The organism is Pseudomonas sp. NPDC047961, from assembly GCF_050272435.1.
Lineage (GTDB): Bacteria > Pseudomonadota > Gammaproteobacteria > Pseudomonadales > Pseudomonadaceae > Stutzerimonas.
This window is the reverse complement of record NZ_JBNNMD010000003.1, coordinates 397,231-412,912: the sequence shown is the minus strand read 5'-3', so window position 1 is coordinate 412,912 and position 15,682 is coordinate 397,231. Positions and strand designations below refer to the sequence as shown.

At 63.2% G+C, this 15,682-nt stretch carries 6 protein-coding genes; 1 reads left to right on the top strand and 5 read right to left on the bottom strand.

Annotated features, from left to right (window positions below; genetic code table 11):
* Window positions 1-6: 6 nt before the first annotated feature.
* Entirely contained in the window at window positions 7-2,121 is a 2,115-nt protein-coding gene (locus tag ACQKIK_RS12680; protein ID WP_499136205.1) for a TonB-dependent siderophore receptor, read from the top strand.
* Between the two features lie 298 nt (window positions 2,122-2,419).
* Here ACQKIK_RS12680 and ACQKIK_RS12675 read toward each other — a convergent pair whose 3' ends face one another.
* The 5 genes from ACQKIK_RS12675 to ACQKIK_RS12655 form a co-directional block, all read right to left on the bottom strand.
* A complete protein-coding gene (locus tag ACQKIK_RS12675) occupies window positions 2,420-10,966 on the bottom strand; it encodes a glycoside hydrolase family 94 protein (RefSeq protein WP_499136203.1) in 8,547 nt (2,848 codons plus the stop codon).
* A gap of 315 nt (window positions 10,967-11,281) precedes the next feature.
* On the bottom strand, window positions 11,282-11,617 hold the full coding sequence (locus ACQKIK_RS12670) for a DUF3325 family protein (protein WP_499136201.1): 336 nt from the start codon (window positions 11,615-11,617) through the stop codon (window positions 11,282-11,284).
* Complete coding sequence (locus ACQKIK_RS12665) at window positions 11,614-13,179, bottom strand: PepSY-associated TM helix domain-containing protein (RefSeq protein WP_499136200.1); 1,566 nt, start codon at window positions 13,177-13,179, stop codon at window positions 11,614-11,616. The genes ACQKIK_RS12670 and ACQKIK_RS12665 overlap by 4 nt, the downstream gene beginning before the upstream one ends.
* Window positions 13,176-13,478, bottom strand: coding sequence for an iron transporter (locus ACQKIK_RS12660; protein ID WP_499136198.1), 303 nt, complete (start codon window positions 13,476-13,478; stop codon window positions 13,176-13,178). The genes ACQKIK_RS12665 and ACQKIK_RS12660 overlap by 4 nt, the downstream gene beginning before the upstream one ends.
* A 189-nt stretch (window positions 13,479-13,667) precedes the next feature.
* Window positions 13,668-15,641: a ligand-gated channel protein gene (locus tag ACQKIK_RS12655; protein ID WP_499136197.1), complete on the bottom strand. Its 1,974-nt coding sequence runs from the start codon at window positions 15,639-15,641 to the stop codon at window positions 13,668-13,670.
* Between the last annotated feature and the right edge of the window lie 41 nt (window positions 15,642-15,682).

The window sequence follows — 15,682 nt, the reverse complement described above, 5'->3', positions numbered from 1 at the left end:
TCAAGTATGACTGGTAGTAAGGCCGGGCTTTCCAAGGCGCAGACACCTTGGCGACTCACCACCACCGCGTTTCTGTGCTGTGCGGTAGCCGCTCCCTTGAGCGTTAGCGCGCAAGAGTCGGCCCGCACGGATATTGAAGAGCCGTTTCGCCTCGCTCCCATCATCGTCAATGCCAGCGCCTCTGCCGGAGACGACGCCAGCACGGTTGTTGCTCAGGAGCTTTGGGTCGGTGGCAAGGTCCCTACCAGCATCCTCAACACGCCCGCTTCGGTTTCCGTGGTCACCCAGAAGGAAATCGAGCAGCGCAGTGCCAGTACCACTGAGGAAGTTCTGCAATACACCCCGGGCGTCATCGCCGACTACTACGGCACTGATGATCGCAACGATTACTTCAAGATCCGCGGCTTCCAGGCCACCACGTACCGTGACGGCTTGACCCTGGGGTCGATGCGCGGCGTACGCGAAGAGCCCTTCGCCTATGAGCGCGTCGAAATCCTCCGTGGTGCCAACTCAACCTTGTTTGGCCCGGCAGATCCGGGTGGCTCGGTGAACTTCGTCACCAAGCAGCCGCGGTTCGACAAGTTCGGCCAGGGCTACGTGACCTACGGTTCCTATGATCATGTTGAAACCGGCATCGATGTCGGGGACTCGTTGAACGAAGATCAGACGCTGGCCTACCGCTTCACGGGCAAGATCCAGAACAGTGATCGTGAGTACGATCACTCAGAGGACGACAACAAGTTCTTGATGGGCGGCCTGACTTGGGCACCGACCGCGTTCACCTCGGCAACGGTGATTCTCGACTACCTCAAGACAACCAGCACGCCCAACAGCGGCGGATATCCGAAAGATAAGGAGTATGACCGCAGCAAATTCTATGGCGAATCTGATTACAACTTTCATGATGTCGAACGCACCAGTCTAAGCGGCAACTTCACTCATGATTTCGACAATGGTTTCGTCCTGCGCAGCAATCTGCGTTACAGCGAGCTGACTGATGATTTCGGCTACGTGTACCTGAACGGCACGGGGACCGGAACCTTACTCAATCGTGATGCTTTTGGTACCGACACTGACGCCGACCAGCTAAACGGCAACTTGATGCTTCAGTACGATGCCCGATTTGAAAACATTGATAGCAGCACCATGGTAGGGGTGGAGTATCGCGATGCCTCGTCCGAGGATAGTTCTGTCTATCAAGGCGTTTCTCCCATCGACATCGCCAATCCCGTTTACGGCGGTGCCCCGGTCGGTCTGGTCCCCTACAGCCGTAACAAACAGGACTACACCACCAAGTCGGTTTTTGTGCAGCAGAACCTGTCATTTTTCGAGCGCTTCATCGTTACGGGTGGTATCCGCAACGACTCACTGGATCTTTCCAGCACCGACATCACCAACGTCAGAGCCTCGGATACCTTCTCGGAGAACTCTGTTCGCGGGGCATTGACCTACATCGTGAACGACGAAGTTTCCACCTACGTCAGCATGGTGGAATCCGTCGCGCCGCCAACCATTGGCGTCACCCCAGAGCGCGGCAAGCAGTACGAAGTGGGGCTGAAGTACTCGCCCACGAACATGAATGCGTTGTTCTCTGCAGCCGTTTACGACCTGACTCAGGAAGACATCACCGTCGCGGTCGTACAGCCTAATGGCACTATCGAACGGGAAACCATTGGTGAGTCGCGTGTGCGCGGTCTGGATCTGGAAGCCAAGGCTGAACTGACTGAAAACCTGAGCCTGATTGGTGGCTACTCCTACATGGAATCGGAGGTGCTCCGCGGAACGTTGCGCAGTGGCGCTTCGCTCGAGGGTAATGAGTTCGAAGCGGCGCCCAAGCACTCGGCATCACTGTGGAGCTACTACAACTTGCCAGGGACGACAATGAGCGTTGGTTTGGGTGCGCGCTACACGGGCGCGTATTACTTCAACCCCGCCAACAGCGCTAAAAGCGATGCCACCACGCTGTTTGATGCCGCTTTCAACTACCAGATCCTCAAGGACACCGATCTGGCCATCAACGTCAGCAACCTGCTGGATGAGCAGCACGTAGTCGGCTCGGGCACCGCGGACTACTACAACCCTGGCCGCGAGATCACGGCCAAGGTCAGCTATAACTGGTAAACGACAAGTCTTGTCTGGCGGCTCCAACGTCGGCCAGGCAGGACTTACGTAGACCTTGCTGCTTGCCGCCCCGGTGAGCAGCAGAGTTGGGAAGTACCAGATAGCTTGCAGACGATCGAGCTGCACGTTGCCGATGAAGCGAAACTATCTGGCCGTTACGCTCCTCTGACACGTCCCTCCAAGCGTTACTCCGTGCTCGGCGCCAATACCTTGCGGCTCGGCCGGCCCCCGCCCGATGATTTCTACATTTATCGGGTGAGGATCAGGGGAAGCATCGACTCCGGTACATTCTTGCGTTCTACAGCGTTAACACCACCTGATGCCGCTCCCCATCCAGCGCAAGCCGTACATACCCGTTGGCACAATCGAGTGCCTGCTCATCCAATAGGGCCGTCTTGATGCCGTTATTGGCCTGGGCTGGGTTTTCCACGCGAATGGCATAGCGGGTTTCACCCAGGGTGATGGTGGCTTCGAATCCGGGCCACTGACTGCTGATGCAGGGGTCGACGATCAACCATTCGCCTTCACGACGAATACCGAGGATGCCCTCGACGCCGGCGCGGTGCATCCAGCCGGCTGCACCGGTGTACCAGGTCCAGCCGCCGCGGCCGTTATGCGGGGCGACGCCATAGACGTCCGCCGCTACCACGTAGGGTTCGACCTTGTAGCGTCGGCTTTCTTCAGGCGTCAGCGCGTGGTTGATCGGGTTGAGTAGCTTGAACATGCGGCACGCCGCATCACCGTCGCCGAGCTTGGCAAAGGCGAGCATGGCCCACATCGCGGCGTGGCTGTATTGCCCGCCGTTTTCGCGCAGGCCCGCTGGATAGCCCTTGATATAACCCGGCTCCTTGTCGGTCTTGTCGAACGGTGGCGTGAACAGCAGCGCCAGCCCGTCGTCCTCACGGATCAGGTGCTTGCGCACCGAAGCCATGGCCTGCTTCGCACGGGCGGGGTCTGCCGCGCCGGACAGCACGGCCCAGGACTGGGCAATGGAGTCGATACGGCACTCGTCGCTGTCCTTAGAACCGAGCCAGGTGCCGTCGTCAAAGGTTGCGCGGCGGTACCATTCGCCATCCCAAGCCTTTTCCTCCAGTGCATCACTCAACGCCAGTGCATGCGAGCGCCAGCGCTCGGCGCGTTGGGCGTCCGCCACCGTGCCGCGCCCGTCAGCCAGCGGCGCAAAGAGCTCGATGGTTCGCAGCAGCAACCAGCCAAGCCAGACGCTCTCGCCCTTGCCGTTTTCGCCGACGCGGTTCATGCCGTCGTTCCAGTCGCCGCCGCCAATCAGCGGCAGACCGAGTTCGCCGTGCAGTTCCAGGCACTGGTCAAGGCCGCGCGCGCAATGCTCGAACAGCGGTGCGGCATCGCCAGCCATCATCGGTTGGAAGAAGGCATCGTGCTCGCCAGGCTTGAGCAGCGGCCCTTCGAGGAAGGTGACTGGCTCGTCGAGAATCGCCAGATCGCCCGCGACCTGGATATAGGTCGCCGTGGCGAACGATAGCCAGACACGGTCATCGGAAATGCGCGTACGCACGCCCTGACCGGAGTGCGGCAGCCACCAGTGTTGTACGTCGCCCTCGGCGAACTGGCGGCTGGCCGCGCGCAGAATGTGGCTGCGGGTGGCCTCAGGCCGCGAGAAGGTCAGTGCCATGCCGTCCTGCAACTGGTCGCGGAAGCCGTAGGCGCCGCTGGCCTGATAGAACGCCGAGCGCGCCCAGATGCGGCAGGCGAGGGTCTGATACAGCAGCCAGCCGTTGAGCATGATATCCATCGTGCGGTCCGGCGTTTTCACCTGTATCGCACCCAGTGCTGTGCGCCAGTGCTCGGTGACTTCCAGCAGCACGGCATCCAGATCCGCTTGGCGATAACGCTCGACCAGTGCCCGCGCAGCCTCTGCCGATGGGCATTGACCGATAAAGGCGACGATTTCAATGCTTTCCCCGGCAGCCAGTTCGACGCTTGTCTGCAAGGCCGAGCAAGGGTCCATGCCGGCGCCCGTGATACCCGACAGCGTCGCACCCGCGAGAAGCACCGCTGGCGTAGCGGGCCCGCTGTTGCGGCCGAGAAATTCGCGGCGATTGGCGGTCCAACTGGTTTGCCGGCCACCGAGGTCGGCAAAGGCTACGCGCCCGGGGAAAGCGCTGCTCCAAGGGTTGCGGGCGAGAAGCATGCCGTTGCTGTCATCGTGCCCGGTGATGATGAAGGGCGCGTTGGCGCCGCGCGCCGTACCGAGCACCCACTCGCTGTAGCGGGTGACCGACAACCGGCGCGGCACGGCCGACAGGTTGCGCAGGGTCAGGCGGGAAATCTTGATGGGATCTGCCAGCGGCACGTATTCGAGCAGGTCCATGGCGATGCCGTCGGCCTGGTGTTCGAAGCGGCTGTAGCCGTGTCCGTGCCGCGCAATGTAGAGCCCGCCATCACGAATCGGCTGTGCGGTCGGGCTGAACAGCGCACCGCTGTCCTCGTCGCGCACATAGAAGGCTTCGCCGCAGGGGTCGGTGACCGGGTCGTTGGACCAGGGCGTGAGCTGGTTTTCCCGGCTGTTCTCGGCCCAGGTGTAGCCGCTGCCCTGCGCCGAAACCTGAAAGCCGAACTGCGGATTGGCGATCACGTTGATCCAGGGGGCGGGCGTATTGGCGTCACCTTCCAGCAGCGTCACGTACTCGCGGCCATCCTTATCGAAACCGCCCAGCCCGTTGAAGCATTCGAGGTGCTGGGAAGTTTCGGCGGCCGATGGGCGTGCAGCAACTGACGTACCCATCCCAGTCGTTCGGCGATCGGCAAGGCGAGGCGGCGAAGCCTGAGCCTGCGACGCAACCAGTTGGTTGGCCAGCTGATTGGCAATTGGTCCGCGGCGGGCGATCAGTGAAAGGCGGGCAACACTGCGCAGCAGCGCACGCGCTTCGGTGCTCAGCAGGTCGGCGCGCAGCATGTACACCGTGCCTTGAGCAAGTTCGGCACCAAAACGCGGGCGCGACTGGCTGCTGCGCACGGCGGTTTCGATAGCGATCTGCAGGTCCTGCAGGTAGGAGCTGGCGTGCTCGTTGAGGATCACCAGATCCACCGCCAGGCGCTTCATGCGCCAGTACTCATGGGCACGCAGCAGCTGGCGAACCTGGGCGATGTCCTGAATGTCGTCGATGCGCAGCAGGACGATGGGCAGGTCACCGGAGATCGCGTGTGGCCAGAGGCCCGACTGAGCGCCAGCGCCCTCGATAATGGCCGCCGAGGGCGCGCGGAACTGCGGATCGGCATACAGAATTGGCGCGGCCAGGCGCTGGAAGTCGGCCGCTTCGGCCGGCTTGATGTCCAGGTGCCGCAGCTGTACCTGCGCCTGGGTCCAGGCCAGGGTTTTGGCGCGGTCGTAGGCGCTGCGGTCGTGGTGCTTCTCGATCAGGTTGAGCAACTCGTCTCGCGAGTCGGCAACCAGGGTCCAGAAGGCCAAGCGGGCGACCTTGCCCGGCGCCACCTTGAGGCGGTACTTGAGCGCGAAGATCGGGTCAAGCACGGTGCCCACGGTATTCGACAGCGCCAGCCCTTCGGCAACGACCGCGGCAGCGGCAACGCTTGGCCGCTGGCCGATGAAACGGGCCCGGTCGGTTTCATACTGCGGATCGGCCACGACCTCGCCTTCGGCCACGGCAAAATGCGCGGCCCAGATCGGGCGTTCGCCCTCGCTGCGCAGGCGTCGGGTGGCCAGCAGCGCGCCGAACTCTGGCAGGTATTCGGTGACTACGAAGAGCTTGGCAAAGGCCGGGTGCGCGTTGTCGGTGGATGGCGTCGTAAGCACCACTTCGCTGTAGGAGGTCAGCTCGATCTCACGAGCGTCCGGGCCGCTGTTGGCGAGCGAGACGCGGCGTACTTCGCCGTCATCCTCACCGGACACCAGGACATCGAGGATGGTGGACAGGTCCTTGTCGTGACGAATGAACTCGGCACGATCCTCGCCAAATATCACCTCATGGCTCAGAGCATCGCTGCCGATGGGCTGTCCGCCCGCCGGCCAGACGCGGCCGTCTGCCGTATCGCGGAGGAAGATGAACGAGCCGTAATCGTCACGGCTGGCATCTTCACGCCAGCGGGTGACCGCGATATCGCGCCAGCGACTGTAACCGGCGCCGGCGGCGGTGAGCATCACGGCGTAGCGGCCATTGGTGAGCAGGTGGGTGACGGGCGCGGCCCCGGCGGCGGCTGCGTTGAGCCTGCGCAGAGCTTGCGGGTCGCCGCTGCCCTCGACAGCACGGATCTTCACTTCTTCGGCGCGCGGATGGGCTATGGCCACGTCACGCGGCATGCGCTCCTGCAGAAGCAGTTCACAGGCCTGGATCATCGGTTCGCGATGGAAGCGGGCGCGCATCGGCCCGTCCAGCAGGGTGTTGGCGATGGCGACGATGGTCATGCCCTGATGGTGAGCCATGTAGTTGCGCACGATGACGAACGATTGGCCGTCCGGCAGTCGCGCCGGGGTGAAGTCCAGTGCCTCGTAGAAACCGTAGCGGCCGACCGCGCCCATCTCTGCCATGCGGCGGAAGTTCGCTTGCGCGCCCGGAGCGTCGACCATGGTGGCAAGGCCGGTGGCGTAGGGCGCAATGACCAGGTTCTCAGCCAGCCCGCGCTTGAGGCCCAAGCCCGGCACGCCGAAGTTGGAATACTGGTAGGTGAATTCCATGTCGCGAGCGTGATACGCCGACTCCGATACGCCCCATGGGACGTTGCGGTCGTTGCCGTAATCTTGCTGGCGCTGCACCACGAGGCTGTTGGTCTGCTCCAGCAGACTGCCTGCCGGCGCACGCATGACCAGCGAGGGCATCAGGTATTCGAACATCGAACCCGACCAGGAAATCAACGCTGAGCCGTTGCCCAGCGGCGTCGCGGTGCGGCCCAGGCGGAACCAGTGACGGGTGGTCACGTCGCCCTTGGCGATGGCGAACAGGCTGGCCAGACGCGCTTCCGATGCCAGCAAGTCGTAGCAACTGGGGTCGAGGCTGTTTTCAGCCAGACCGTAGCCGATCGACAACAGCTTGCGTTCGGGGTCGAGCAGAAAGGCGAAGTCCATTTCCAGCGCCATCTGCCGGGTGCTGCGAGAAAGCTCGCGCAGGCGGTTCTGCGCATCGCTGAGCGTTTCGCCTTGTAGCTGACGGTCGCGAGCGTGCTCGGCCAGGGTCTGGCCCAATGCGTCGATCCAGAATCGCAGGTCGGATGACTCGTCGTCTTCACCCGGCGGGCAGAGTTCCAGGCCCAGGCGAGCGGCCTTTTCGGCCCGTTGCTGGAGCGTCGCGGACAGCGTATCGAGCGCCTGCTCCTCGTCGATCTGCGCGCTGATCTCGTCGAGCAGCTCGGAAAGTGGACGGCCACGCTCGCCACTGGCGGACGGCAGCGCGGTCATAGCCTGGCGAATCAATACCAGGGTGTCCTGCAGGCCCGCGCGTGCATTCGGTGCGGTGGGTGCGTCGAGCCATTCCTCGCAGGCATTGGCGAGCGCGATCAGGTGGCCGGCAAGGTTGCCGCTATCCACGGCCGACACATAAGGCGGCTCTAGCGCACGCATGTCTTCGGTGGCGTACCAGTTGAAGAAGTGGCCGCGGTGGCGCTGCAGACGGCTCATGCTGTCCAGCGTTGCTTCCAGGCGGTCGAGAGTCTGCAGGGTGCCGGCCCAGCCGAAATCACGCGCGGTAATGGCCGAGAGCAGGTAAAGGCCCATGTTGGTGGGCGAGGTCCGGCGGGCGACGACCGGCTTGGGGTCTTCCTGGAAATTGTCCGGCGGCAGCATGTTGTCGGCCGGCGTGACGAAGGTTTCGAAGAAGCGCCAGGTGCGTCGAGCGATCAGGCGCAGTTCCTCGGCGTCCGGTTCGGCGAGCGTCTGCCGGGGCGCGATGCGCGGTGAGCGGCTGGCCCACAGGGCGATGGCGGGTGCGCCTAGCCAGAGCAGGGCGAAGGGCAGCACTACGGGCCAGGAGCCGGGAGCGATCAGCAGCGCGAAGAGCGCAGCGCCAACGCCCAAGGCCGTGCCGCCGGCCATACCACGATAGAAACCGCTGAGCTTCAGGCGTGGGCTGATGGCCGATTGGGCGGCAGTGGTCCATTCCAGCAGATTGCGTCGGCTCGATAGGCGAGACAGCGTCCGCACGATGGCATCGACCATGCGCCAGGCCTGGTCCGGCAAAAAGACCAGGTTCAACCCTGTTTGCGAGGCAGCCAGGCGCAGGTCGTCGCGCAGCCTTCGCAGGTGGCTTTGCATGCAAATGCCGCTGCGGGCGGGCAGCAGTGCAAAGCAGATCGGCAGTACGGCGGGAATGGCCATCGTCGCGAGTATGAGCAAGGTGCCGACAAGCGCGGCCGGGAGAGGCAGCAGCCAGCACAGCGTCAATGCGAGCAGGGTGAGCGGTGCGACCAATGAGCGACGCAGGTTGTCGAGCATCTTGAAGCGGCCAATATCCGGCAGCGCCTGAGTGCCGCTGCGGGCGCCGAATATCCATGGCAATAGCTGCCAGTCGCCACGGGTCCAGCGGTGCTGGCGCTTACCGGAGACGTCATAGCGCGACGGAAATTCCTCGACCACCTCCACATCCGTTGCCAGCCCTGCACGAGCAAAGACGCCCTCGAAAAGGTCGTGGCTGAGCATGGTGTTTTCCGGTACCCGACCGGCGAGTGCTGCCTCGAACGCATCAATGTCATAGATGCCCTTGCCGGTGTACGAGCCTTCACCGAACAGGTCCTGATAGACATCGGAGACGGCGGCAGCATAAGGGTCCATGCCGCCCGGGCTGGAGAACACCCGCTGGTAGAACGAACCTTCGCGACCCACCGGCAGCGATGGCGTGACCCGTGGTTGCAGGATCGCGTACCCGTTGACTACCCGTTGTTCGGACACGCTGAAGCGCGGGCGATTGAGCGGATGCGCCATTTTGCCGATCAGGCGCATGGCGGCATCGCGCGGCAGCCGGGTGTCGGCGTCCAGCGTGATCACATAGCGCACATCGGTGGGCACTTGCTGTGTGCAACCGGCCAACGGCATATAGCTGGTGTCGGTGGCGCCACGCAGCAGCTGGTTCAGCTCATGCAGCTTGCCGCGCTTGCGCTCCCAGCCCATCCAACGTCCCTCGCTGGGATTGAACTGGCGTCGGCGGTGCAAGATCAGAAACCGGCTGCCGCCAGGTGCCGGGCCATAGCGTTCGTTCAGGGCGGCAATGGCGCCAACGGCGACGGCGAGCAGATGCGCATCGCCAGGCATGGTTTCCGACTCGGCATCCAGCCCATCGGTCAGCAGCGCAAAGGTGAGGTCACCACCAGCGCCCGCCAGGTGATGCACCTCGATGCGTTCGATCTGCTCCAGCAGGTCCGCTTCGTTGGTCAGCAACGTGGGTACGGCGACCAGGGTGCGTAGCGATTGCGGCACGCCGGTGGTCAGGTCCAGCCCGGGCAGGGTTATGGCACCGAAACGCCAGGTCACCACGCGGTTGACCAGCGTGGTGGCCACATCGGTAATCGGCAGGAATGCGACCACGGCCAGCAGTGCGAGCCATCCGGCACCAACGCCGACGCTGGTCAGCGCTTGCAGGCCGACCGACAGCAGCAGCGCGGTCACCAGCAGAATCGAGCCGACATAGCCGACGATCCCGAGCTGTATATGGAATCGGCTCAGGCGCAATCCCAGCGGCGGGCTGAAACCGATGCTGCGTTCTAGGGCCAGGCGGCCCTCGCCGATCAGGTGATAGCCCGGATCGCCCACGCGCTCGTCCTGCGCGAGATCGTGCGTGGGGGCAGCCGCTGCGGCGCTGAGCGCGGCGCTGGCGACGTCCAGCTCGGTCGCGCTGGAGCCACGCGCCAGTTGTTCGATAGCGCTGCGGTACAGGTTGCGTGTGGGGAAATCCATGATGGCGAAAGCGCTGCCGGCGCGCAGTCGCTCGTCGACCAGGCTGACGCTCTCGAACAGCTCGGTCCAATCGATGTCCGAGATCAGCCGCATGCTGGTCATCACGTTGCGCACACTGACGTTGGACGCGCCCTGGCGTTGCTGCGAATGCTGCACCACCTGATCGATGGAGCTGTCTTGCTGACCCAGTAACTCTTCCAGCCAGCCCAGAGCAGGTGTGGTGTTCGGGTCCTGGTCGCGTAGCCGTTTGGCCAGCTCCGCCGCGAACACTTCGGACATCGGCGCGCTACCACGCGAGGCAATTTCGTCCTCCAGCGCTTTTTTCGCAGAGACGGCCGACAGCAACCGGTTGGCCATGTCATCGGCCGCAGCACGGGTAGCACGGCCATCGGTGATCTGGTCGCTCAGGCGCCGCAGATTCTCGATTAGTACGATGCGCAGGGTGATCGCCACCGCCCACAACTCACCGATGCTCAGCGGCTGGACCTGCTGGTAGGCGCTGATGAAGCGGCGCAGCGTCTCGGGGTCGAAATGGCTGTCGGTATGGGCGACGAACGCCCAGGCGATGCCGAATACACGGGGATAGCCGGTGAAGGGGCCTTCGGCCAGCTTCGGTAACTGGCGGTAGAAGCCCGGTGGCAAGTCGTCACGAATCTCGCGGATCTGCGCTTCGACCAGGTGATAGTTGTCCAGCAGCCATTCTGCGGCGGGTACCACGCTGCGCCCACTTTCCAGCTCCGCGGCACTGGCGCGGTAAGCTGCCAGCAAGACCGCCGCGTTGTCGTTCAGCCGAGCGTGCAGTGGCATGACGGCGGGTGGGCTGTCGGTGACGGGCTGGGCCGCGGCCAGGCTACGGGCGTGGTGTTCCAGCCGTTCGATACCGAACAGCTCGTCGCGCACGGGCGCACGGTCGTTCCAGAGGGGCGAGCGCTTGTGGCGTCCGAGAATGTGACGGAAAACTGAGGTCATGTGCGCCTGTCCGACTAGCGGATATAGGGGAGCAGGCGTAGAGGCGCCGGATCCTGTCGAGAGGAACCACGGCGGCAAGCTTTCGGAACAACGGGAAACCGATTGCCGGTTTCTGCCAAATCGCCGTACGGCCTCGTGAATACGCCATACCGCATGGCGGTGTGGCAGAGGCGTCAAGATTCGGCGAGCCATGCAAGCGGAGGGCGTAAACGCCGCCCCGCTTGCAGGAAGAATGCTGTCGCAGCAATGGACTCACGATACAGCAACGTCGGTTTTATTGTCGGTGCTTGGTTGAGAGGCGATTTTGTCCGGTGGTCAGGTGAGGGCTGCGGCTGCCCAAACCAGTCCTCCCAACAGCGGCAGGCTCACGGCCAAAAGCGGCGCGTAGGGAAGTAATAACAGCAAGGCAAAGCCAGCCAGTGAGATAAGGCCGAACCAGCCAACCACCGCCATGCCGCCGGGCCAGACCTGGCAGGACGCATATATCGCGAGCCCGAGCAGAAGCCCGCCCAATGGCGCGCATAGCCGACGAAGCCAGGTTGGCACGTGCGGATTGGCCAACTGCTTCCAATGACGCTCCTTACCCAGGCAAAAGCCAAGCATGCCGGCGTAAGCGAGCAGAAGGCTGGCGAACAGCGCGGAAGCGTTCATGAGGAGGCTCCGGCAGCGGGACGATCAAGGCGAGCCGAACGGGCATTTCGGGCGGCGATGACCGTCGGGATTTTCCAAACGGTCCAGCCTAGCAGCAGGCCCATCGAAGCCACGCTTGCTAGCAGGGACAGCCGCATGACGTCCAGCGTGTCCTGGGCGCTCCACAGGTCGAGGGCCGGCAGGGTAATAGCCAGGAGTGCAGCGGCCATGAGCTGTTCGCGCCAAGCTGACAATGGCTTGCGCAGCCAGCCGTGCAGCCAACTGAGCGCCCAGACGCCGAAGAACAGCCGCAGCTCCCAGTTCTGACGTGCGGCCAGTTCTGCCGGTAGTAGCCGGTTGGCCCACAACAGCGTGATACAGGCCAGCAAAAGACCGGCGACTACCGCTACGTTGAGGCTCTCTACCACGCGCAGGAATTGCGGGTTGGCCTTGGCCTGCTTGCGCTGCTTGACCGCGTAGAGCACGAGGCCTGTGCCAATCATGGCGCAGCTCACCAGGCCGCAGATGAAGTACAGCCAGCGCATCGGATAGCCGCCGAACTGCGCGAAGTGCAGGCCCGCCATCACCCGTTGGGTCAGTTGGCTGGTGCGTGACGGCTCCGGCGCCTGGATCAGTTTGCCGCTGACGCCGTCGAAGACCATGCCTTCGCCCTTGGTCAGTTCGATGCGGTTACCCAGCACGGGGCGCGCCGTGACCTGGGCATTGGCTCGGCCGGGATTGCTCACCGCCAGGCTGCCGATCATGCCTTGACCGTAGTGGGCCTCGGCCCGGCTGACAATGTCGCTCAGCGGGAGCAGCGGCACCTCCGGTGCCGAGACGGCCTTGCTGCCACGGCCTTCGCCTCGCGGCGTCTGCTCGGCTGTTCGGCCCGATTGCGCATCGCGGAAATAGGCTTGGCGATCACCGTCGTACAGGGCGTTCACCGCCGCTGGCATATAGAGCAGAAAGAAGATCGCCAGCCCCGTGTAGGTGATCATCAGGTGAAACGGCAACAGCAGCACGGCGCTGGCGTTATGCGCGTCGAGCCAGGATCGCTGGCCTTTGGCGGGACGGAAGGTGAAGAACTCCTTGAAGATCTTCTTGTGGATGATGATGCCGCTGATCAGCGCCACCAGCATCGCCATGGCCGCGAACCCCACCACCCATACGCCCAGTGTGCGTGGGAGATGCAGGGTGTAATGGAAATGGAAGAAGAAGTTGCCGCCGATGGTTTCCCGCGGCTCGACAGTCTCCCCGCTCAACGGGTCGAGGTGGGTCACACCGCCGCCACCCCGGCGCCGTTCACCGACCGAGACGGCCAGGTCAGGCGCACGCGCGGTCGGCAGGCTGATATTCCAGTTCGTTTCGTCGGGGTGACGCTCTGCTAGCCAGCGCTGCGCCACATTGGCCGCAGCGGCAGGTGACAGCGCCTGATCGCTCAGCTCAGGCTGCATCCACCAGTTGATCTCCTTGTCGAACACCGCCAGGGTGCCGGTGAGAAAGATGGCGAAGAGCATCCAGCCGAGTAGAAGCCCGCACCAGGTGTGAAGCCAGGACATGGATTGCGTCAGACTGCCTTTCATCCCAGCACCTCCAGCAGCTGCGGCCAGAAGCCTACGATGGCCAAGGGGATCGCGACCCCTACGGCCACCAGCACCCGCCGCAGCGAGGCTGCCGCGAACGCCCAGAGCATGAACACCAGATACACCACGAACGACAGCAGCGAAGCAGCGGTGACGGCGTCCACCGGGTCGAGCGGCAATAGTCGCGCCAGCGCGGCAGTAAAGGCGTAGGTGAAGGCGTAACCGCCGAGAAGGGCCAGTGCGATGCGGGCCGCGATGGCAGGCCAGGCGCTTCGCGATTGAATGGCAGAACGGGTCACGACGGGATTCCGAGCAAGGTCGTACGAAAAAATGCCCAACCGTCACAAGAGTCGGCCTGGCACAGATGCTGTGATGAACCGAGACGGGTATCACCCATACGCTCGGCCCAAATTGGCGATGGTTAGTGCAAGACTGGAGCGAAGCGAGCCGCCTTGCGCGGGCAGGGCGGCTCTTTCATCCATCACGCCTCAGAACGAAACGTTCATCCCGACCGTGTATCGACGCCCGTCGAGCACGGTTTCGTAGCTGTCGTATTCAATCTGCTCGTTGAAAACGTTGTAGACGCCAGCAAGCAGCTTGACGTTGCGGTTCACGTCATAGGTACCGCCCAGGTCAACCAGCGTGTAAGAAGGGGTGCTTTCCGCCATGCTGGTACGTGACAGGTACTCGGAGGTTTCGCTGCGGTAATTGAGTCGCGCCCAGGTGCCGAGGCGGTCGCTGGCTTGCCAGTCCAGCATGGTGTTGAACATATGCTTGGGCATCTTGTTCAGCGGCTCGCCGCGGAAGTCGCCGCTGCGCTGCTCCGATTCGGTATAGGTGTAGTTGGCGCCCAGGGATATGGTTTCGGTGATCGCCCAATCGAAGGTCGCCTCGACGCCGCGCATGCGTGCTTCGTCGACGTTTACGCGATCGCTGATAAAGCGGTACGCCTCGCCATTGACGACGCACTGGCCCGACGCATTGCCGGTGGTGTCCGAGCAACGGCGAAGCTCGGTGATCTTGTCTTCGAAGTCGGTGTTGAACAGTGTCACGCCGGCCGACAAACCGTTCAGGCTGTCCCACAGCACGCCGATTTCCTGGCTCAGGCTTTCCTCTGGCTTGAGCCCCGAGTTGCCCACGATCACGGCCGGATCGCCCCGACCACCACCGGTGATCTGCCCCCAGTTATCCACCGCGGCGCGAATATCCGGCGAGCGATAGCCGCTGGATACGCCGCCTTTTACTGTCCATTGCTCGGCCGCTTGCCATACGCCATAAACGCGCGGCGACCAATGAGTCCCGTAGTTTTCATCGCGATCCATACGCAGGCCGGTGGTGAGTGCGAAGCTGTCGGTCAGGCTCCACTCGTCTTCGGCGAAAAGCGCCCAGGACCAGCGTGTCAGTTGGGTCACGTCTTCGGCGCCAGCCAACTGGTTGCCCTTGTCCGAGAGATCCTCGTATTTGTACTGGCCGCCGAGCGTGGCGATGTGGTCACCCAGGAAGAGCGAGGTCTGCGTATTGAAGACGCTGTTCTCCAGCTCCATCTCGCGCCCCGGGTTCTCGATGCGCTCCTGCTGCACGTAGCTTTCCGACTGGCCCGAGTCCCAGCGCCCGGTATGGCTGATCGAGTAGTGAGTACGGTCGTAATCCGACAGCGAATCGCTGTTACCCGTACCGGATCGGCCTACGCTGGCGTTGCGTTCCTGCTCGGTCTTGCCCACTTCCAGAACGATGTCGTTGGCCTCGTTCGGCGTGAACGACAATTTGGCCGTTGCGCTGTCGGTTTTCTGCTCGTTGAACCCGCGAGGGATGTCATCTTCGTCCCGGCGAGACGTCTGTCCATAGACCTGGAGCCCTAGCAGGCCGTCGACCAGGGGGCCGGAGAGATAGCCGTTAAGGGTGTGGTAATCACCGGAATCGGAGCGGTCCTGGAAGGTCTTTTCGGTCCGCACGCCGCCGCGCCAGGTGTCGGCTACCTTGCGCGTGATGATGTTGATCACGCCGCCCATGGCGTCGGAGCCATACAGGGAGGACATCGGCCCACGCACCACCTCGATACGCTCGATGGCTTCCAAGGGCGGCGTCCAGCCTTGCTCGATGCCAGGGCCATCGCTGTTGGGGCGAGTCGCGCGCGACTCCATACGTTTGCCGTCGATGAGGATCAGGGTGTACTTGGACGCCATGCCGCGAATGCTGATATCGCTGGAGCTGGCGCCGCCGGTGACAACGACACCCGGGATGTCCCGCAGGGCATCGGTGACGTCGCGATAGGATTTGTTTTCCAGTTCTTCCCGCGTGACGACGGAGATGGAGGCGGGGGCCTGCTTGATCTGTTGCTCGAAACCTGACGCGGTCACGACGACGTTCGATAATTCGACTGGTTCTGCAGCGTTGGCTGGCAAGCTCGTCCAGGTTGCTAATGCGATCGCGCAAGCCAGCCGATGCCGATTGAAAGTCACCATGTACTGCCATCTCCCTGAGAAAACTTACGTCATCTGCGGCC

What these genes read in the sequence shown, in the direction of transcription:
- ACQKIK_RS12680 (WP_499136205.1), top strand. Translation starts at nt 7, where the DNA reads ATGACTGGTAGTAAGGCCGGGCTTTCCAAGGCGCAGACACCTTGGCGA.
- ACQKIK_RS12675 (WP_499136203.1), bottom strand. Translation starts at nt 10,966, where the DNA reads ATGACCTCAGTTTTCCGTCACATTCTCGGACGCCACAAGCGCTCGCCC.
- ACQKIK_RS12670 (WP_499136201.1), bottom strand. Translation starts at nt 11,617, where the DNA reads ATGAACGCTTCCGCGCTGTTCGCCAGCCTTCTGCTCGCTTACGCCGGC.
- ACQKIK_RS12665 (WP_499136200.1), bottom strand. Translation starts at nt 13,179, where the DNA reads ATGAAAGGCAGTCTGACGCAATCCATGTCCTGGCTTCACACCTGGTGC.
- ACQKIK_RS12655 (WP_499136197.1), bottom strand. Translation starts at nt 15,641, where the DNA reads ATGGTGACTTTCAATCGGCATCGGCTGGCTTGCGCGATCGCATTAGCA.